The organism is Beggiatoa alba B18LD (assembly GCF_000245015.1).
Classification (GTDB): domain Bacteria; phylum Pseudomonadota; class Gammaproteobacteria; order Beggiatoales; family Beggiatoaceae; genus Beggiatoa; species Beggiatoa alba.
The window spans coordinates 219887-241104 of sequence record NZ_JH600070.1 but is presented as its reverse complement, the minus strand read 5'-3'; the positions used below and the strand labels follow the sequence as shown (position 1 = coordinate 241104).

Genomic DNA, 21218 nt, shown 5'->3' with positions numbered 1-21218 from the left:
GGCACTTTTTCTATGATAAATAATATGCTAACCGCTAATCCTATCGATTTATCCACTCGTTTCACCTTGTCTGTAAATCAATTACAGTGCATTCGGGATGATAGAATTTTATTTGAAAATCTGAATTTTAGCGTTGCAAGTGGTGAAATTTTGCAAATTGAGGGACGGAATGGGAGCGGAAAAACCAGTTTATTGCGTATTTTATGCGGTTTAGCCTTACCAACAGAGGGAAGCATTTACTGGCAATCAGAAGATATTGCCGCATTAAAAGGGGATTATTGGGAAAATCTGTTGTACGTCGGACATTTAGCAGGTATTAAAACTGAGCTGACACCGTTGGAAAATTTGCGCGTGACGCAAGCCTTAATGATGAAAACCACAGGTATCGATTTAGAGGAAGCCTTAAAAATTATTGGTTTGTGTGGTTTTGAAGATGTGCCTGTCCGCACCTTATCCGCAGGTCAACAACGCCGTGTTGCTTTAGCGCGTTTATTAGTTTGTGATGTGCCTTTATGGATTTTAGATGAGCCGTTTACGTCTTTAGATAAAGCGGCAATTCAAATGATTGAGGGTTTATTAGATGCCCATGCACAGCGGGGCAATTTAGCGGTTTTAACCTCGCACCATGTCGTTAATTGTCAACATGCCCGCTGTTTAGACTTGAATGATTTACCTTAACTTTTTTAAAACGGATACCACTGCTTAAAACGGGTAGTATCCGTCATTAATTATCGTTTAATGCACTTGATAATGTTGGAATTGTTCAACTGCTAACTGATAATAAGCCGTTGCTAAATCCAATTGGGCTTCGTCTTTTTTCGCCAATGGGGTAAAACGTTCATTCTTTGTATCATAGGTCACTTGCTCAGTTTTGCCGTTTAAATCCAATAATGACAAAGTATCGCCTTGGTCTAATGCAACGGTATGATTATGGTTAAACAATAAAGTGCTCATTTGTGTTTCAGGTAAATTAAACACATTTTGCCCAAAGAATGGGGCTTCATAGTCTAAACCCAGTAATCCTAAAATGGTTGGCGCAATGTCAATTTGTCCAATTGGACGGTCAACGATACGCGCTGGAATACGTTGTGGTGCATAAACTAACAAGGGGATTCTATATGTTTTTAAAGGAATTTCCGCTTTTCCATACACCCGCGCACCATGGTCAGCAACAAACACGAAAACCGTTTGATTAAACCATGCTTTCTGCCGTGCCCCTTCGATAAATTTACCTATCGCATAATCCGCATACCGAATACCCGCATCGCGTCCCCCCCCAGAAGCAGGCACTTGGGGAATACCTTCAGGGAAAGTAAAGGGTTTATGATTAGAAGTTGTCATAATCATTGAGAAAAACGGTTGTTTTTTCGCTGCTTGCTGGTCGTAATAACTCAAAGCGTAATTAAATAAATCTTCGTCGCTCACGCCCCAAATATTGGCAAAATGTGGAGGGGGCATGTCGCTACGGTCACGCACTTCAAAACCATTATGGCTGTAGAAATAATTCATATTATCAAAATAGCCATAACCCCCATATAAAAAGCTAGGTTGATACCCCTGCGCTTGCATCACTGTGCCCCAATTCACCATATTTTCATTATTAGGGCGTTTTAACACGGATTCGCTTGGAATCGGGGGAAATGATAAGGTAATGGCTTCTAAACCGCGTACAGTTCTTGTGCCTGTTGCATAGGCATTGGTAAAAAATAGCCCTTGTTGCACTAATTTATCAAACTCGGGTGTCAGTCCTCGTGTATCCCCTAAACTGCCTACAAACTCCCCGCCAAAAGATTCTTCAACAACGACAACGACATTGAGCTTACCTAATCCTTGCGGATTTGCGGGAAAATGGCGGTCGATACGTTGTTCTGTTAAATGGGTAAATTCACCACCGCCCACTTTTAAATTATTCACCAGCTTATCGAACAAGGCTTTATGCTCCCCTGTACGGTAATAGAGGTGATAATCTAGCTCATTCGTTGCTAGTGCTTGAAAGAAACTACTCACCCCGTTTGCTGTAATTTCATTCACAACACGATTTTCTGAAAACGCAAAGGTATTTGTTGAAAACACGTAAGCAACCAGACAAATACTAAGCGTATGTGTGCAAAGAACAAAAAAGCGTTTTTTTAATGGAATGGTCACGCTTAAAGTCGGCGAAATGTTGCGCCAAATGCCATAAAATAGCCCTAATGCCACTGCTAAATTAATGAGCAATACTAAAGTGACAGGATAAGATTCCCAAATATTAATAAAGACTTCATGAGGGTAAACCAGATAATCCACAGCGACTAAGTTAAAACGGGCGTTAAATTCTTCAAAAAAGAAAAATTCGGCTTCCATAATATATAAAAAGCCATATAAGTACGCGAAGATAATTATAAAACTGAGAATTTTACCGCGCCTTTTTTGAAACCAGTGATCAGGTAACAAAAACAGTAAACAAGTTAAGGGAAAGAGAAAATACAGCAAAATGATAAGGTCATTTATAACGCCTGCTAACAGCATAATAGGCAGGTTGTAAACGTTAATATCGGCATCAATGCCAAAGTCACCCCACAGTAAAATACGTAGCAAAGCTGACAAAATGAGATAGATAATACCGATTAAAATAAATGTGTTATAGCGATTTTTAATAAGGTTTAACACAAAAATATCCTGTTACTAAAGAAAAGTGATTTTAAATTTTTTCACTTTATTCTTAAAATTTAGTTAAGAATTAATTCATCTTTAGATTACAGAAACTTAATTAATAAACCTGAATTCTGCAAGATAATGATTTTTTTCATCAGCATACCGTGAACAATCCTGAAAATCCTTGTTCAGATAAAAAAGACTTGCTAGATGTTAAAAACATAACGAACTGTTTTTGTTTAAAATATTATCAGATTTGAATTGCATTGAGTGGTTTATTTCAGGTAAGCATGGCTAATGCATGATAAATGGTACGTTTGCTATATCCTGATTTTTACCTATCCAAATGCATTTGATTATGTCAGTTAATGATAAGGTGATAAATCGCTCTGTTTTTCGAAGGCTATTCAATGGAACTACCACATTTAACCCTATTTATAACCACGCCTAATGATGTTAGTGAGGAACGTGTCATTATTGAACGAGTTGTTCAGCGATTAGCAGAAACCTATGCAAATCAAGTTTGTTTAATAAGTTATTTTTCTGTTACGCCTGACAGCATTAAGCATGAAATTTTGCCGACCTGTATCGATGTTTATATCTGCGTCTTATGGTCACAATTGGGTGAAAGACCAAAATCAGTGCATTATCGTGCTGATGGTAGTCAATACGCCACCAGCGTCGAATATGAATTTGAAACTGCACTGGCTAATTTTCAGTCTATGGGCAAGCCTGACATGTTGATTTATCGTAAAACGTTAGAACCGCCTTTTTTACAAAATTCGAAAGCGACCGACTTTAATCAGCGGATGGCGCAAAAAGAACGCACTGATAATTTTTGTAATTATTGGTCACAGCAACATAAATCTACACAACAAGCAATTTTTCAACCGTTTGATAATCTGGCTTTCTTTGAACAGCATATAGAGGAATATTTACGCCATTTATTAGCCTCAAAAACCGTTCCTTGTGAAGAAAAAGCTTTAACTATTAATCGTTGGACGCATGGTTCTCCCTTTCGGGGCTTACATTTATTTGAAGAGCAACATGCCCCCATTTTTTTTGGGAGAACGCAAGCAGTTGGGGAAATTATTCAATATTTACGCAAGCAGGCACAAGAAAAACATCCTTTTATCATGGTGTTAGGGATGAGTGGCTGTGGAAAGTCTTCGCTAGTACGGGCTGGCGTTATTCCCTTGCTCACACAACCTAATGTGATTGAAGGTGTCAGTGCGTGGCGTAAGGCGGTTTTACGCCCCAGTGATTTTAGTAATGATTTAGCCCTAGGATTAGCCATTGAATTATTAGTTAAAAGTGCCTTACCAACGCTAACCCCTTATGACACACAGATTTTATTAAATTTGTTACGTCTCGCAGAAAAAAATGCGATTACGCGCTTTATCAATGATCGACTTGTGCAAGCGGCTAAGTTGCAGCGGTTAGCTCATAACGCAGTGCATTTATTATTATTTGTTGACCAATTTGAGGAAATTTTTACTTTAGAAGCGATTAGCTCCTCAGACCGTATTGCGTTCATTCAATTGCTTACGTTTTTAGTCAGCATGGAAAATGTCTGGGTGATTAGCACCATGCGCAGCGATTTTTATCATCGGTGTGCCGAATTACCCGCGTTAGTACGTTTAATGGAAGGACATGGACACTATTTATTAACGCCTCCCTCATTAAATGAATTAAGCCAAATTATTCGTTTACCTGCGTTAGCGGCAGGCTTACATTTTGCGGAATTACCTGAAAAAACAATTAGCTTAGATGAAGTATTACTCGAAGCAATCGGCGATAATCCTGAAAATCTCGCCCTGTTAGAATTTACGCTTGAGCGTTTGTATGAACAACGCAATGCACAAGGTGGGCTTACTTATGAGGCTTATCAACGGATTGGCGGTTTAGAAGGGGCGTTAGCGCAACATGCAGAAATGGTTTTTAATCAAGTCAGTCCTGCCGCGCAAGCCTGTTTTCCTAATTTAATGCGAACTTTGGTTACAGTTGCCAAAAATGGGGATGTGCCTGTTTTAGGTCAACGTTTTTTATATGATGACCATAAAACCCCTGAGCCTTTAAAAGAATTACTCCATGCATTGACTCAAGCGCGTTTGTTAGTAACAGGCGAAACAGAAAATAAAATAGCCTTCGCACGCATTGCGCATGAAGCCTTATTGCACCATTGGCCGCGCTTATTAGCATGGTGGCATGAAGACCGCCACGCCTTACAAGTCCGTGCACGGGTGAAAGATGCCGCTATTCATTGGCAAAATGAGGGCAAATTACCTGATTTATTATTGCCAGAGGGTAAATTATTAATTGAAGCAGAAGATTTATTAATCCATTGGCAAGATGCTTTATTACCTGAAACCATTGATTATATTCAAGCCTCTAGCCTTGCCGTTCAACAACGCCAACATCAACATGCTGAACAAGCCCGTAAACGGTTACAACGTAGTCATTATATTGCTTTATTATTTGCGGGTTTATCTGTTTTAGCGTTGCTTGCAGGTTTATTTGCTTACTATCAAGCGCAATTAGCAACAGCACAAGCACGCGCTGCCGAATTAGCGAAACAACGCGCCGAATCTTCTGAGCAACAGGTTCGTAATGCCTTAGCGCAAGCAGAACAATCTAAACAATCTGCTTTAGTGGCTAAAAATCAAGCACAAATTTCTGAAGGGCTTGCCCTACAAGCAAAACAAGCCATAGAAAATATTGAGCAAACCCGCACTACGGAATTATTTGAATCGCATTTAACCCACGCGGCATTATTAGCCCGCGTTGAAGATTATCAAACAGCACGTAAAGTATTGACGGATGCAAGTTATTTAAATAACAGTGTTGCGCCCAGCCGTCGGCATTTATTCACCTTACTAGATTGGTTTGTGCAACAACAAAGTAACCCTGCACAACTGCAATTCCAATTAAATACCCCCATTAACGCCATCGCATTAAGCCCTGATACCCGTTGGTTAGCTGTCGCGAGCACTCGCGGAATCATCCATATTTTGGATGCAAATACGGGAAAAGTGATGCAAATCTTGCAGGCTCATCAAGGTGATATTCAATCCCTTGTTTTTGAACCGCATGGAGAATGGCTTGCCAGTGCAGGACATGATCAAAAAGTGATTTTATGGACACGACAAAACGCAAGCCCCCCCGCTCAAAATACATGGCAAATTCTGCGCGAATGGGATGCTGGTTATAAAATCAATGCGTTAGCCGTTAGCCCTGATGGGCAATTCTTAGCCAGTGCGGGGCGTGAACTAGAGCATTCAATCAGTTTATGGTCAGTGACAGATGCCCATGAATTACGCCGTTTTAAAGGACATACAGGACGCATTCCCGCTTCAGGGTTAGCATTCAGCCCTGATGGCACATTGTTAGCCAGTGCATCCTTTGATAAAACCGCGCGTTTATGGGAAGTTGCGACAGGAAAGCGAATCCGTCTGTATCAAGGACATACTCAAGATGTTGAAGCAATTCGTTTCAGTCCTAATGGGCAATATGTAATTACTGCCAGCAGTGATAAAACCTTGCGATTATGGAGTATTAAAAATGACCAATCGCTCAACGTTTTATCAGGACATCAAAATAGCATCCTAGATGTTGTATTTTTACCAGAAGGACGACGGGTTTTATCCGCCAGTCGTGATAGAACCCTGCGTTTATGGGATATTGACAGCGGTGTGAGCCTACAAGTATGGCAAGGGCATAATGACAGCATCGCTAGTTTAAGTTTACAAAATAACATTGTATTCAGCGGTGGACGTGATGGCACAATTCAACGCTGGCAATTGCAAGATAAACCCAATATTCATACAGTACACTTACCGAGTGAACCCACTTCTGTATTACTACTTCCAGAAAATCAGCAAGTTGTCATTGGATTTGCTACAGGTGTTTTACAAGTTTATTCATTAATAACGGGTAATTTACTAAACACGCTAGAAAAAGCCCACATAGGACGTATTCAACAATTAATACGCATTCAGGGCTTAACCAATAAAAATGGCGAATGGTTCGCTTCTGCTGGGGCGGGTGATGGTTTTGTACGATTATGGCGTAGTGACGCGCAAGGCTTTCAATTACAACAAACTGTGTTTGATGAACAAACTAAAAAAGCGGTTTACGCTCTTGCAGAAAACCCACAACGCAAACAACTTGCAACAGGGCATTATGATGGAGAAGTGCGTTTATTGAGTTTTGACGCAAATGAAGCTGAGATTCAACACCAATGGCAAGCACAACAAAGCGTCGTTACTAGCTTAATGTTCCATCCAAATGGACAACAATTATTAACGACGGGAAAAGAAGGTAATATCCGCTTATGGACATTATTAGAAGATAAACCTGTTTTACGCACAGAATTACCCAGTGAACAACAAACAACTGTTTATAATGCTATTTTTGACCCAATGGGACAGTCTATTGTCAGTGTTGGCGATAGTGCAAGCGTGTATCTCTATGAAACGACTAATCAACAATTAGTTCAACGTTTAATCGGTCATGAAAACAGTATATTAAAAGCACTCTACCTACCTGACCCGCAACAACTGATTACACTCAGCAGTGATGCGTCTATTCGTTTTTGGGATATTAGCGAAAATAACGAGTTATTTAGTTTACGTTTACCCTCACACAGTGGCTATCCAATACCGATGTGGGATATGGATTTTCAATGTATGGCGCAAACCTGTTGGCTTGCTGTGCCATTAACTCGCGGTGAATTGCTCTTGTATAAAATGGGACGAATTTATTAAGACAAACCTTAAGTGCTTTTTCGCAAAATTGGGGGTTGTCATCGTTTTGCTGTTTTTTTAATGAAGGTGTATCAATATCGAGTTATTCATTTCGTCGGGATAAGCGGGAATAATTGAATAGTCCTTTAAAATCAAGAAGAGAGTTCTACTTTTCGAGGGTCGTAAAATGGGCCGTTTTTTTAAAAAACGGTATTTGTATTTTGTTGATTTAACAAGATATTTTCTTACGCAAGAAATATGCAAAAGAGTTCTACTTTTTTGGACAATTTTTCATGAAAATTTTGGCTTGCAAGCAAGTGAAAAATATGCGATTATTTTGACCGTCGGGGTTACAGCTGATTCGCCAAAGCAGGCGGTTGAAACAGTGTTAAGTCACCTGATGATGTGATTGATGTGCGCGTTACAGCTGATTCGCCAAAGCAGGCGGTTGAAACGCCTCCAGTAGCAGTGACCCCTCGAAAACCTTGACGTTACAGCTGATTCGCCAAAGCAGGCGGTTGAAACCAACATGCGTATTCCCCGTAGTAGTCTGAATATCGGTTACAGCTGATTCGCCAAAGCAGGCGGTTGAAACACAACGAGTGTCCCTCGCTCAGGCAAGATAATTTGTTACAGCTGATTCGCCAAAGCAGGCGGTTGAAACCTCATCTATTGCCATTTTTACTTCCCGTGGCACGAGTTACAGCTGATTCGCCAAAGCAGGCGGTTGAAACCTCATCTATTGCCATTTTTACTTCCCGTGGCACGAGTTACAGCTGATTCGCCAAAGCAGGCGGTTGAAACAGTCTCTTTAATGCCGTTGGTAATCTTGTGTTACAGCTGATTCGCCAAAGCAGGCGGTTGAAACTGATAGGACACTCGGGGTATCTTCCCAATGAACGAGGTTACAGCTGATTCGCCAAAGCAGGCGGTTTATTAAAGACGATAGAAATAAAAAAGCCTCAGTATCAATATACTGAGGCTTTTTTTTTGTCTGAATCAGAATTCACAGAATTTTCAGAATTAGCAGAATTTAAAACCCTTAAACCAAAAGATTAATGCGAATAACGCTTTTTAATTCTACCTGAGTTTGGCGAGTTTCCTTTAAAAAGACAACAGCTTGTCTGAATCAGAATTTTCAGAATTAACAGAATTTAAACCCTAAAACCAAAAAGTCAGGTGAATTACGTTTTTTAATTCTGCTAATTCTGAAAATTCTGTGAATTCTGATTCAGACAAAAAAAGACCTGCTAGGTTTTAAAAACCTAGCAGGTCTGTTGGAACATGCGAAAAGATTAAAACATTGTCTGAATCAGAATTTTCAGAATTAACAGAATTTAAACCCTAAAACCAAAAAGTCAGGTGAATTACGTTTTTTAATTCTGCTAATTCTGAAAATTCTGTGAATTCTGATTCAGACAAACTACTCGCCAATCTCAGGTTTTGCAATTAAATCAGTCGATACTCTGGCAATTCCCATAGTGCAACTTGTTGCGGGGGAGTTAGTGGCTCAACAGTCACTTCTTTGAGTGGGTAACTGGTTAAGTAAAAAAGTATTTTTAAGGCAAGATTGGAGCGGGCTGCGGTACGGCTGACAAGATAGCTCAGTTTGACGCTACGACGGGAAATTTTAACCTGTTGCCCGTCTTTGAAATCTAAATGCTTTTGTAGTTTTTTCAGGGTTAATAATGACATTGCCATTGTCCATAGGCAGAAACAGCGGATTTCAACTTCTTTCGATGGCAATAGGCAGATGTAACGCAAGGTATTGTGTAGATGATGATGCGCAACGCCGATTAATTGGCTTAAGCCTTCACCAAAGGCAGGTTGATAGTTGTTAGGGTTCAGCGTGCGTAAATCAAAACCAACTTTGGCAAATTCTTCGCTCGGTAGCCAACACGCGCCCCGTGCTTGGTCGTCCCAAATATCTTTTAAAATATTCGTCATTTGTAAGCCTTGCCCAAAGGATAAGGCAAGCGTCCGTAAGGATTGACGATGTTGATTAATGGCGGGGGAATAATCACAAAATAAGTCCGTCACCATTTCTCCAACCACGCCCGCGACGTAGTAGCAGTAATCATTCATTTGCGTGAGTGTACTTAAGCCTTGTTGTGATTGGCGTAACTTTTCCCATAAAAATTGAAATTCACTCATGCCATTACTCATAATTTTGACGCAGCGTAATAGAATGGCTTGTTGTGTTTGGGGCAGTGAATGGGTGATTTGAATGACTTTTTCGGTATCAAAGACTAATTGTCGTTCCGCAGGCAACATGCTGTCTGAGAGTCGTGGATATAAGGCGCGACTAAAGGTGAACGCGCTTTGTTTACCTGCAACAACGTCAATAAATTTTTGGAAAAATTCGTGTTTTTGTTCAGCCGTTAAGCTCGGTTCATCTTCAATGGTGTCAGCAATTCGGCATAACAAATACCCATTACCAATGCTTCGACATAAACTTGGCGGTAAACGCGGGATAGTGAGGGCAAAAGTACGGGAAACGCCTTGAAGGCTTTGTTGTTGAAACGCTTCATTGCTCATAAGATATTTATTTTTTGGTATAAAAAGAAAAACACATGATGGTACTGCTTTCATGTGTCGTTGATGGGTGTGCCATTATATAAAACTGTGTGTGTTTTGTTCATGGCAAGGTAAGCACGTGGCTTTAATAGACGATGTTATTTTTTTATGGTGCGGGGTTTTCAGGCTTAGTTTTGAGTAAGGGCGTTATATATTTGGCAATGTCCTTCGGGTTTGTCGTTGGTGCAAAACGTTTTATGGGTGTTCCATCGGCGGCTAGTAGAAATTTGGTGAAATTCCATTTAATACGACTGCCTAAAATACCTGATAAGGCTTGTTTTAAATATTGGTAAATGGGGTGTGTATTTTCGCCATTAACATCTATCTTGCTGAATAGTTGGAATGTAACGCCAAAGTTGAGACTGCAAAATTGTTGAATTTCTGTGTCTGAATGGGGTTCTTGATGGGCGAATTGGTCGCAGGGAAACCCTAAAATTTCTAGCCCTTGGGGGTTATATGCTTCATAGAGTTTTTGTAGGGCTTCGTATTGGGGGGTAAAACCGCATTTACTGGCAGTATTGACAATTAATAAAACTTTGCCTTTATAGGCAGACATTTCAATTTCTTTTCCATTGATAGCTTTCGCTTTAAGGCTGTAGAAGTCTGTCATGGTTTACATTCCTTGAATGAGGTGCGTTATAGTAACCGTACCATAAAGTGATTTAAATCTAGGACTGGCAGTCCTGTGAGGACTGCCAGTCCTCCATGTCGTTTTATAATACGTTTGCTATAGTGTTGCCATAACGCACCATGATGATTATCTAAATAATCTGGTTAAAATGTGTTAGCGATGCGGTAAGGGAGGGGGCACGCTACCAAAGAGGCTGGATAATTCCATGACTTGTCCTGCTGCTGTCCAGTTTGCCATGCCTTGTTTCCAGACTAGCGTATCACGGGTAATATGTCCTGATTGAACATGTTGTTTTAACGTCGGTAATTCAAATGGTCCTTGGGTTTGACCGTTGATAGCGACGTGATAGGCGACTGCTTGAGGCAGGGGGGGCGGCATTGTGCCTGCGTTGGGTTGTGGGGCTTGTTGTTGCGCATTTTGCATTTGATTTGCCATGTTCATGCCCATGGCAAAGCCCATACCGCTTTCCATCATACTGCTTGCAATGCCACTGCCACCGTGTTCTGCTGCTTTGCCAATGGCTTCAGCGGTTTGATATTGGGTATAGGTTTGCATATTGCCGAGTATGCCCATGCTACTGCGTTTTTTGAAGGCTTCGTCTAATTCTGGGGGCAGGTTAATATTGGTAATGACGATTTTTAGCAGTTCTACGCCTAATTCTGCAAATTCCCCTTTAATTTTTTCTTTGACAAATTCGCCAAGTTCATCGTGTTTTGCTGCCATGTCTAATACTGACATGCGACTTTCGCCCAATGCGTCGGTAAAGCGGGAAACGATGAAATCGCGCAATTGTTTGTTAATATCGTCCGTTTTTAAACTGCCTGCTGTCCCTACGATTTCTTTTAAGAAGTAAGCCGGTTTGTTAATTCGATAGGAGAATGTGCCAAATGCGCGAATTTGTACCATTTGAAATTCTGGGTCGCGCAGAATAATTGGGTTAGGTGTGCCCCATTTTTGGTCGAGAAAACGGCGGGTATTGATAAAGTAAACTTCTGCTTTGAATGGGCTATCAAAACCGTATTTCCAACCCATTAATGTTGATAAAATAGGTAAGTTTTTAGTGTCTAAGGTATAAGTACCTGCTTCGAAGGTATCGGCAGGCTCTAAAATGTCCATGTCGATGGTGCGTTGGTGCTTACCTTCTTTAATAAAGACCGCAACTTGTCCTTCACGTACAATCAGTTTTGCCCCGTTTTTAATCTCGTTATCATGGCGTTCAAAGCGATAAACGAGGGTGTTTTGTGTATCATCCAGCCATTCAATAATGTCAATAAATTCGCTGGTTAAACTTTTCCAGAAAGACATGTTCGATATTCTCCCCTACAGGTTTGGATATGTCTGATGTGTTGTGTCGTATTGTCAGCATTCAATAGGAATGCAGACATAATATGGCAATACTTTCTACACGAGCAATAGGCATAATGCTTATTAAGGCAAAAACTTTTTAATATTTTAGGTTGCATTAAGCATATAACGATGACGATTAAACCGCTACACGCGACACTTTTATTACTGCTCGCGTCTTTTATTTGGGGAACAACCTTTGTTGCTCAACGAATTAGTATGGGACATATTGGCCCTTTTATGTTTACGGCGATTCGTTTTGCATTAGGAGGCTTATTTTTAATCCCTTTTTTTCTGGTGTTACACCGTAAACGGCAAATAATGCCTTTACCTGATGATAAACGCTTATTAGTGTGGGCAGGGCTTTGTTTAGGGAGTTTATTGTTTTCAGCAGCGACGATTCAGCAAATTAGTTTAATTTATACCGCCGCAGGCAAAGCAGGATTTATTACGGGATTATATGTGATTCTCGTGCCTTTATTGGGGCTACTTTGGCGACAATATCCTGATTTAGGCACATGGTTAGGCTCTATTTTAGCGGTTATCGGGTTATATTTATTGACTGTTAATGCTGATTTTAGTCTGGCTTATGGGGATTTTTTACTGCTGATTAGTACGATTTTCTGGGCATTGCATGTGTTAGCGATTGCATGGTTTGTGCAACGGATAGAGCCGATTTTATTGGCAATTATGCAATTTTTAGTCTGTGCATTTTGTAGTTTTTGGGTCGCGCTTTTTTTAGAGACAACGACGATACAAAGTATTATCGGCGCGGGTATTCCGATTTTATGGGGCGGGCTGTTATCCGTTGGCATTGCTTATACGTTGCAAATTATCGGGCAACGTTATATAGCACCAACTAACGCTGCGTTAATCATGAGTACCGAAACGATTTTTGCGGCATTAGCAGGTTGGCTGATTTTACAAGAAACGTTTTCAACGCAAGGGCTTATTGGCTGTTGCTTGATGTTTTTTGGAATTATACTTTCACAATTGCAGATTACGACAACCCGTTTACAACAATGGTTTTTTATGGCTAAAAGTTTCTAAACAACTTTATCAATATAGTAAACGTACCACAAAATGATTTAAATTTAGGACTGCCAGTCTTTCGCATCGTTTTATAGTGCGTTTACTATATTTCTAACAACTGAATATTTGCTAAATCATGATGAAAATTTTATTTGTTTGCATGGGCAACATTTGCCGTTCTCCGACTGCTGAGGGGGTATTTCGTCAACAAGTTGCTGAGGCTCGTTTAAATCATGTGATTCAAATCGATTCGGCGGGGACACATGCCTATCACATAGGGGAACAACCTGATCGCCGTTCCCAACTTGCTGCGTCAAAACGAGGTATTGATTTAAGCCAATTGCGGGCTAGACAAGTACAACCGCAAGATTTCACAACGTTTGACTATATTCTTGCTATGGATATGCAAAACTACAGACTATTACAAGCCTCATGCCCCGTGAGTGAAAAACAACGGCTACACTTGTTTTTAGATTTTGCCCCGCAGCTAAAAGTCAGGGAAGTACCCGACCCCTATCACGGGATAGATCAAACGGGGTTTGAGCATGTCTTAGATTTAGTAGAGGAAGCAGGTAAAGGCTTATTAAACCATTTACGTGCACAGTTGAATCAGTAGAGGAAGGCTAACGTGCTCGATAAACAATACGACCCTTGCTTAAATCATAAGGGGTTAATTGTACAGTGACTTTATCACCCGTTAAAATACGAATGTAATTTTTACGCATCCGTCCAGAAATATGGGCAGTAACGACGTGACCATTATCTAATTGCACTCTAAACATGGTATTAGGTAAGGTCTCAATCACTGTCCCTTCCATTTCAATATTATCTTCTTTCGCCATATTCCGCTCTTTTAAAAATCCTATCTGCTGTTAGAAAAACGTATATTATGCACCACTCTAGTAAAATAACAAGATTAGACGATGTCTTAAATATTGATAGGATTTTAAAAAATATTTTTTCTAACGGTCAGCCGATATCGCTAATAATCAAACAAACAGCCGTTTAATCACACAACCGCTTTCCGTTTCTTTCCTTTTTTTCTCTTTCTTGCCCATCCTACAAATTATCTTCAGTTGTTATTGTCCGAGTTTTACACTAGGGTATTGCTTATAGGTAGCGATAGATTGCATCTATTTGCTTTGTTTAAATGACTAAAAGCAACGTTATTACTCACTTTTACTAATTTACGCATAAAACTTTAGAAAAATGCGCACCATCATCAATCAAAATGGACGCAATGGATTTTTAGCAAGAATAATAATGAGGAAAAAACCATGTTATTTAATGACTTCTTACCACACGGCTATTGTATTTCTTGGCTACCTGATTTACTCGCTTTACACGTCATTAGTAATGCCATCACTGCATTAGCTTACTACGCTGTTGCAGGTGCAATTGTTTATTTTACCCATGGACGCAATGATTTACCTAAAAATACACAATGGCTATTAATTGGTACATTTTTAGTGTTTGCCATTTGTGGAACAACGCATCTTTTACAAATTGTTACCTTTTGGTATCCCGCTTATTGGGTGAGTGGTTGGCTTGGTTTTATTAATGCCAGCATTTCCTTTTATGTTTTCCTTTTCCTCCTTGTCCCGCTCATTCCCTACGCCATAGAAGCACCAAGCCCCAGCAAATTACAAGCAGAAATCGCCGAACGCATTCGTTCAGAAGAAAAGCTCCGCCTTTCCGAACAAGCCCTGCGCGAAAAAACGGAGGATTTGAGCAATGCTTATTTAGAAATTTCAAAATTAAATCAGCAATTAGCGCAAGAAAATATTCGTATGGGGGCAGAGCTTGCGGTTAGTCGTCAACTGCAACAGATGGTACTTCCACGTCCTGAAGAATTAAGCAATATTGAAGAACTCGACATAGCGAGCTATATGCAACCCGCAACCGAAGTCGCAGGCGATTACTACGATATTTTGCAAGAGCATGGGAAAGTTAAAATTGGTATTGGTGATGTTACAGGACATGGGTTAGAAAGTGGTGTTGTTATGCTGATGGTACAAACCGCCGTAAGAACCTTACTGAATAGTCGTATCGACGACCCCAAGCTATTCTTTAATATTCTGAATCAAGTGGTTTATGACAATGTTAAACGTATGCAATCTGACAAAAATTTAAGCCTATTATTCATGGATTATCAGCAAGGCAAGTTCAGACTCAGTGGACAACATGAAGAGGTTTTAATTGTCCATCATGATGGCGAAGTTGAACGCATAGACACGATAGACATGGGATTTTTAGTCGGCATTGAACGTGATATTACAAACTTTGTCACCAAGTTAGAACGCGACTTAGTCCCCGGAGAGGGCGTTGTACTTTATACCGATGGATTAACTGAAGCACGCAATAAAGCAGGCACACAGTACGGCGTTGACCGCTTATGTAAAGTCATTAGCCATTATTGGCATTTATCGGCTAACGAAATTCAACAAAAAATAGTCGCTGATATTCAATTACATATTGGATTAACTAAAATTGCAGATGATATTACATTCATCGTCGTTAAAATGCGCCAATCTCAAGAGCTACAATCAAAATATGTTTAGAAGCGACGAGAAGATATATTATAAAAAGTTTTCCAAGCTCAACATTTAACTTATAATTGAGCACAGTTTTTACTTTTTATTAACGATATCAATTATTATGCTTAATCGTCTTATTGCCGTCGCGCCCATGTTAGACTGGACGGATCGGCATGACCGCTATTTTTTACGTTTACTCTCCCCATCTGTCCTACTCTATAGCGAAATGGTCACAACAGGCGCGATTATTCACGGCGACCGTGACCGTTTCCTACGTTTCCATCCTTCAGAACACCCCGTAGCCTTACAATTAGGCGGTAGCGACCCCCAAGCCTTAGCAGACTGTGCACGAATTGCCAAAGATTATGGCTATGCCGAAGTCAATTTAAACGTGGGTTGTCCCAGTGACCGCGTGCAATCGGGACAATTCGGTGCATGTCTAATGGCAACGCCTGCACTAGTCGCGGACTGTGTCGCCACCATGAAACAAGCTGTTAATATTCCCATCACAGTTAAATCGCGGATTGGCATCGATGAATTAGACAGCTACGAACATCTTTGCCACTTCATCCAAACCATTGCCCAAGCAGGCTGTGATACCTTTATCATTCACGCCCGTAAAGCATGGTTACAAGGCTTAAGCCCTAAAGAAAATCGAGAAATTCCCCCGCTGTGTTACGATGTTGTACACCAGATTAAAACGGATTTCCCCCATTTAACAATTATTATCAACGGGGGATTAAAAACGATTGCTGATGTGGAGCAACAATTGCTAAAGGTTGACGGGGTGATGATAGGACGCGAAGCCTATCAAAATCCTTATTTACTGGCAGACTTAGAACAACATTTTTTTAACCCCAATTATCAAAAACCGACACGTCAAGCAATTGTCGAGCAAATGATTCCCTATATTACGGCAGAACTTGATAGCGGACGGGCTTACCTCGCTAATATTACCCGTCACCTGCTAGGTTTATTTCAAGGCGAATGCGGTGCACGCCATTGGCGACGCTATTTAAGTGAACATGCCCCCAATCGTCACGCAGATGCACAAGTGCTACGCCAAGCCCTTGCAGCGGTAGAGAAAGTAAACCGTTCCACCTTAGACCAAGGTTTGTAAACTATGCAAGACCCAACTCAAAACCCTTTATTAACCAAAGATAAAACCCAAGAAGCCCTTAACTTTTTACGTGAACGTTTTCCCAAGGCATTTTTTTCCCAAGGCGAAATTAAATACGCGCTTGCGGTTGGCATTCGTCAAGACATCAGTCGCTATTTAAAAAAGCCAGATGGTTCTAATGACTTACCTGAACACTTAAGTTTTAAACGCATCAGTGCCGCCATTTGCCTCTACTGTCATGACTCGCAATATCAAACCTTAATCAAAACACAAGGCAGTAAACGGGTTGATTTAGAAGGTAATATTGTTGGCGAAGTGACAGCGGAACAGGTTTCTTCTTTTAAAGAACGGCGTAAAAATCCACTACAGGTTAAAAGCAGCGCAGAATCAGCGGCAACCGACAAGTACACAGCAGTGATTCCTGTCCGAGCGGTTAAAGTTACCCTGCCAATTCTCTCCTCAAAATTGCCAAAATCTTTACGTCAACCCAGTCGTAAACCAGAGATTGATTGGCAAATTGAGCTTGCCAACCCACGCGGAAAACCTTTCAGTATTTCCACGCAAATCACGCAAAAATCGCAACAGCGTATGTTAAAAACGATTCAACATTACGAACAGGAAAATAAAGAGGCGTGGGTATTACTACAAGCTGTATTAAGTAGTGAACAAAAATTAAAAAATCCACAACTACTTGTTGTTGAAAAGAAGGAAAAAGAGCAGGAGAAAGAAAAGAATAACGAAGCGTCAACGTTTGAATAAGCTGTATTTGATAACTTTCTCTTAAAAAAAGACAATTGCTTTTTTAATCCTAACTTGAGTTCGGCGATATTTATAAAATAAAACAGAGACCTGCTAGGTTTTAAAAACCTAGCAGGTCTTTTTTTGTCTGAATCAGAATTCACAGAATTTTCAGAATTAGCAGAATTAAAAAGCGTTATTCGTATTAATTTCTTGGTTTAAGGGTTTTAAATCCTGTTAATCCTGAAAATCCTGATTCAGACAAGCTTTTATCTTTTTAAAATAAACTTGCAGAACTTAAGTAAATTAGTTTTTAAATATTAAGTAAGTCATTGTATTATTTGTTTAATGCCGCACTATAAAAATGATAATGTTGACGTGTAGAGCCATAGCGACGGAAGTCTGTTGGATTAGCATTTATGCCTGCTTGTATTAATAACGCTTGTAGTTGATTGATATGTTCTAAGTGCATGGGTTTTTCGATGCAGGCTTCGCCTAAACTGCTGACTTTTCCACGCACATAAATCACTGCTTCATATAAGGATGCGCCTAAATTTTCTCCCGCATCGCCACAGACAACAAGGCAACCTTTTTGTGCTAAAAACGCGCTCATATGACCCACTGAGCCACCAACAACAATATTAACGCCTTTCATAGAGATGCCACAGCGTGAGCTTGCATCACCTTCAATCACAACTAATCCACCATGTCCTGAAGAGGCTGCGTATTGTGATGCGTTGCCTTTGATGTGTACCCGTCCCGACATAATATTTTCCGCGACGCCAGAACCTGCATTGCCATTGATATTGAGGGTAGCCAGTTGATTCATCCCGCCACAGTAATAGCCAACATGTCCATCAATATGGATAGTTGCAGGGTGCATAACCCCAACTGCAATATTATGTTTGCCGCGTGGGTTTTTTATTTGCCATTGCGTTTGTATGACATCTTGTTGATGTAAGCGTTGATTTAATTCGCGGACAGTGCTTTGGTCTAAATCAATCATTGACATAATATTTTCCAAAGAGTCGTTTTAAGTTCTGTGCCAACTGTAAATAGTTGCGGGGGCGGGTTCCCAAATTCGGGCATTTTCGGCATTAGGCAGGTGGGCGATGGTTCGATATTCAGAGGCAACGGCAACCCAGTCGTCTGTTTCTGCCATCACGGCAGGTTTACAAGCGATGGGATCACGTAAGACGGCAAAGCCATCGCGTGTGCCTATTGCAAAGGTGTAGAAACCGTCGATATCTTTTAGGGCAGATTCTAGGGCTTGATCCAGTGTCGCGCCTTGTGAGAGTTGCCATGTCAGATAACCTGCGGCGACTTCGCTATCGTTATCTGTTTCAAATTCAATCCCGCGTCGACAGAGTTGTTGGCGAAGCCGATTGTGATTAGATAAAGAGCCGTTATGCACGAGACATAAGTCTAGCCCTGTCGTAAAGGGGTGGGCATGTTCGGTGGTAATCGCGCTTTCTGTTGCCATGCGGGTATGACCCAGTGCATGAGTGCCATGTAGTTCGTGCAGGTTAAAATGTTCTACGAAATCAGCCGCTGTGCCTGTTTCTTTGTAAATTTCTATCGTATCGCCCGCACTCATCAGACGAACATCGGGAAATTGTTGATGCATCCAGCGTTTAATCACGTCTAGGGATTCCATCACGGTGATAACTGCATGATTAGTGCGTATAGATAAATTAACCTTGCCACCGAAGTTTTTTGTCACAATTTCGCCTAAACGTACCCAATCATAATTATTAGAAGGGTGATATAGGGTTAGTTTCATTGCAGGCTGTGGAACTTGGTCTTTATAGATGGCAATGCCTGTGCTGTCTGAACCGCGTTCTCCCATATCAACCAGCATCGCGGAGAGTAATGCCCCGAGTTGCGGTTCTAGCCGTACATTTTTTGTAAATAAGCCAACAATGCCACACATGCGTTTAAAAAGCTCCTTGAGGGTTAATCTGTCCTGATATTAAGACAGGATGTCACAATTTAACGCTGATATTCATTTGTTAAGCAAGATTAAGCAAGCGTTACACCAGTTCGGAGGATATAACGGGCGTGGCAAGGTTATCGCGCAAATCGGTTAAAAATTGATCCAGTATTTTCTGTTGTACTTGTTGCATAACAACGATATGCGCCCAATCACCATCAACAGCAAGTTGCCATTTTTCAATACAAACTTGTGGCGGTTTTTTTAAAACGACAATTATTGAATGCGGATGACGAAAACAGGGATAGTGCATCGCCTGTAATTGTTGTTCCAAATATTGCGCATGGGCTAAACATTGCGCAACTTCTGCCTGTAAGCCCGTATAGCCTTTAAGTTGTAAGGCATACCAGAGAATAATCGGAGTGTGTCCATTACGACAGCCTGATAAAGTCGTGTCTATCGTGTCAATATAGTTGATAGGACGTGCAATATTAGCAACCATTTGAGGACGGCATAACACTATCCCGCAGGGCATGGGCGCACCTAAAAATTTATGCCCAGAAATAGAAAGGCTTTGTATTGGATAGCGAAAAGTGGGATAAGTGGCTTGTGGAATAAATGGCAATGTCATGCCGAATAAAGCCGCATCACAGTGAATATAAAAATCTTGAATGCCCTTTGCTTGTAAAATACTTAACACCATCTCCAGATTATCTATTGCCCCTTTCATCGTTGTACCAATATTCAATAATAAAATGGCAGGATGTTCAGGCTGTAATGCGGTTGCTAAGGCTTGATAATCTAATTCTCCCTGTGCTTGTGTCGCAATTTCTTGAAAAGGCACACGCAATAAATGCGCACTTTTACGCACAGAGTAATGACTTTCACAAGAGAAATATAAAATTCCTGTTGGATATTTTTCCCGCGCTAAATACAAACCGTATAAATTCCCCTCTGTTCCACCCGACGTAATATAACCCGCGACTGTTTCAGTATTTGGAAACTCATAGAGCACGGCTAACGCCTGTAAAACTTCTCGTTCAAAAACATGACTGGGATGGCGACGACTATGATCTGTCCAAGGATTCCCCACATTGTGTAAGGGCTGAGACAATAAATCTTGCAATAAATGAACGTCTAATTGCGTATTTAAAGGATACCCCAATGAGGCGGGTAAGGTTGTAATGTGATCGAGAAAGGCTTGCAAGCGACACGCTATTGTCGCTTGAGGGGCAGGCTCAGCAAACAAGATTAATCGTTCACCTCTTCTTCAAAGCTACTGGCAACATCACGCAAAACGGAACTACCGACCTGATCTAAGGGGTCTAATTCTTGCAATTTAGTCAATACTTGGTCGGCATCTGCAAAACGTAGTTGACGTAAGCGAATAAAACTTAAGGCTTTTAACGTATATAAATAAACCCGTTCCGCGCCTTCAGGGTTAGACCAATTCGCAGAATCTATCGTTAAATGTGTCCAATCCGCGTCGAAACCGCCAACTTTTGCACACATTGCTAATGATAACTCGGCAACACGTCGCGCTTCATCTAAGCGATATTTATAAAAATAAAACTTATAGAGCGCGATATAAACCTCAAGCTGTTCAGGCTTCATCTGTTGGGCTTGCCACAACAACCGTTCAGATTCTTCCGTATTATCATAGGCTTTGACCGCTTGTTGTAATAACAAATCAATTTCGGGCGGAATATTTTGCCCAAACAAAACAGTATCATCAGGAAATAAATAAGAAATACTCATAATAATAAATGGATTAAGTTACTGAGAAGTAGGATAACTTTAGCATAATCAGAATATGCAACATTATACCTTAGTCCTTCACAGATTTGACTTTTTTCTAACCTGCGCATTACTTTTTCGCGCTTTTAGACTGTTTAAACACGATTTTTGAGATTATTTTAAGGAAAAA

General features: G+C 40.6%; 16 protein-coding genes and 1 CRISPR repeat array. Of the genes, 7 read left to right on the top strand and 9 right to left on the bottom strand.

The features are described 5' to 3' along the window. Positions 1–12 precede the first annotated feature (12 nt). A complete protein-coding gene (gene ccmA / locus BEGALDRAFT_RS00950) occupies positions 13–678 on the top strand; it encodes a cytochrome c biogenesis heme-transporting ATPase CcmA (RefSeq protein WP_002682739.1) in 666 nt (221 codons plus the stop codon). A 57-nt stretch (positions 679–735) separates the two neighbouring features. On the opposite strand, the gene BEGALDRAFT_RS00945 is transcribed toward ccmA, so the two are convergent. Continuing rightward, a complete protein-coding gene (locus BEGALDRAFT_RS00945; protein WP_002682736.1) occupies positions 736–2649 on the bottom strand; it encodes an LTA synthase family protein in 1914 nt (637 codons plus the stop codon). 395 nt (positions 2650–3044) lie between these two features. Here BEGALDRAFT_RS00945 and BEGALDRAFT_RS00940 point away from each other — a divergent pair, with 395 nt between their 5' ends. Further along, on the top strand, positions 3045–7400 hold the full coding sequence (locus BEGALDRAFT_RS00940; RefSeq protein WP_002682734.1) for a WD40 repeat domain-containing protein: 4356 nt from the start codon (positions 3045–3047) through the stop codon (positions 7398–7400). A gap of 328 nt (positions 7401–7728) precedes the next feature. After that, a CRISPR array of direct repeats spans positions 7729–8318; the repeat unit is 35 nt; unit sequence GTTACAGCTGATTCGCCAAAGCAGGCGGTTGAAAC. A gap of 510 nt (positions 8319–8828) precedes the next feature. Here the strand turns inward: BEGALDRAFT_RS00940 and BEGALDRAFT_RS00935 are convergent. The 3 genes from BEGALDRAFT_RS00935 to BEGALDRAFT_RS00925 all read right to left on the bottom strand — a co-directional run bounded on the left by BEGALDRAFT_RS00935 (position 8829) and on the right by BEGALDRAFT_RS00925 (position 11892). Continuing rightward, positions 8829–9917: a phytoene/squalene synthase family protein gene (locus tag BEGALDRAFT_RS00935; RefSeq protein ID WP_002682732.1), complete on the bottom strand. Its 1089-nt coding sequence runs from the start codon at positions 9915–9917 to the stop codon at positions 8829–8831. Positions 9918–10062: 145 nt separating this feature from the next. Continuing rightward, positions 10063–10566, bottom strand: coding sequence for a glutathione peroxidase (locus BEGALDRAFT_RS00930; RefSeq protein WP_002682730.1), 504 nt, complete (start codon positions 10564–10566; stop codon positions 10063–10065). 174 nt (positions 10567–10740) lie between these two features. Continuing rightward, positions 10741–11892, bottom strand: coding sequence for an SPFH domain-containing protein (locus tag BEGALDRAFT_RS00925; RefSeq protein ID WP_002682728.1), 1152 nt, complete (start codon positions 11890–11892; stop codon positions 10741–10743). A 171-nt stretch (positions 11893–12063) separates the two neighbouring features. Between BEGALDRAFT_RS00925 and BEGALDRAFT_RS00920 the strand changes: the two genes are divergently transcribed. Together BEGALDRAFT_RS00920 and BEGALDRAFT_RS00915 are read left to right on the top strand one after the other, a co-directional pair. Further along, the gene (locus BEGALDRAFT_RS00920; RefSeq protein WP_002682725.1) at positions 12064–12981 is read left to right on the top strand and encodes a DMT family transporter; all 918 of its coding nucleotides are present in this window, start codon (positions 12064–12066) and stop codon (positions 12979–12981) included. Between the two features lie 118 nt (positions 12982–13099). Continuing rightward, a complete protein-coding gene (locus tag BEGALDRAFT_RS00915) occupies positions 13100–13579 on the top strand; it encodes a low molecular weight protein-tyrosine-phosphatase (RefSeq protein ID WP_002682724.1) in 480 nt (159 codons plus the stop codon). Between the two features lie 7 nt (positions 13580–13586). Here the strand turns inward: BEGALDRAFT_RS00915 and infA are convergent, their stop codons facing one another. Beyond that, complete coding sequence (infA, locus tag BEGALDRAFT_RS00910) at positions 13587–13805, bottom strand: translation initiation factor IF-1 (RefSeq protein WP_002682723.1); 219 nt, start codon at positions 13803–13805, stop codon at positions 13587–13589. Between the two features lie 435 nt (positions 13806–14240). Between infA and BEGALDRAFT_RS00905 the strand changes: the two genes are divergently transcribed. The 3 genes from BEGALDRAFT_RS00905 to BEGALDRAFT_RS17685 all read left to right on the top strand — a co-directional run bounded on the left by BEGALDRAFT_RS00905 (position 14241) and on the right by BEGALDRAFT_RS17685 (position 17379). Next, on the top strand, positions 14241–15524 hold the full coding sequence (locus tag BEGALDRAFT_RS00905) for a PP2C family protein-serine/threonine phosphatase (protein WP_002682721.1): 1284 nt from the start codon (positions 14241–14243) through the stop codon (positions 15522–15524). Between the two features lie 97 nt (positions 15525–15621). Continuing rightward, entirely contained in the window at positions 15622–16620 is a 999-nt protein-coding gene (dusA, locus tag BEGALDRAFT_RS00900) for a tRNA dihydrouridine(20/20a) synthase DusA (protein WP_002682717.1), read from the top strand. A gap of 3 nt (positions 16621–16623) precedes the next feature. Then, positions 16624–17379 (top strand): ProQ/FinO family protein, encoded by a 756-nt coding sequence (locus BEGALDRAFT_RS17685; RefSeq protein ID WP_002682716.1) that lies wholly within the window; start codon positions 16624–16626, stop codon positions 17377–17379. Between the two features lie 316 nt (positions 17380–17695). Here BEGALDRAFT_RS17685 and BEGALDRAFT_RS00890 read toward each other — a convergent pair whose 3' ends face one another. From BEGALDRAFT_RS00890 to BEGALDRAFT_RS00875, 4 genes are all read right to left on the bottom strand, one after another. After that, positions 17696–18370 carry a GltB/FmdC/FwdC-like GXGXG domain-containing protein gene (locus BEGALDRAFT_RS00890; RefSeq protein WP_002682714.1) on the bottom strand — a complete coding sequence of 225 codons (675 nt, stop codon included), beginning with the start codon at positions 18368–18370 and terminating at the stop codon, positions 17696–17698. Positions 18371–18391: 21 nt separating this feature from the next. Further along, positions 18392–19291 carry a class II glutamine amidotransferase gene (locus BEGALDRAFT_RS00885; protein WP_002682712.1) on the bottom strand — a complete coding sequence of 300 codons (900 nt, stop codon included), beginning with the start codon at positions 19289–19291 and terminating at the stop codon, positions 18392–18394. Between the two features lie 100 nt (positions 19292–19391). Beyond that, positions 19392–20540: a histidine decarboxylase gene (locus BEGALDRAFT_RS00880; protein WP_002682709.1), complete on the bottom strand. Its 1149-nt coding sequence runs from the start codon at positions 20538–20540 to the stop codon at positions 19392–19394. Between the two features lie 2 nt (positions 20541–20542). Further along, positions 20543–21049 (bottom strand): hypothetical protein, encoded by a 507-nt coding sequence (locus BEGALDRAFT_RS00875; RefSeq protein ID WP_002682707.1) that lies wholly within the window; start codon positions 21047–21049, stop codon positions 20543–20545. Positions 21050–21218: the final 169 nt, after the last annotated feature.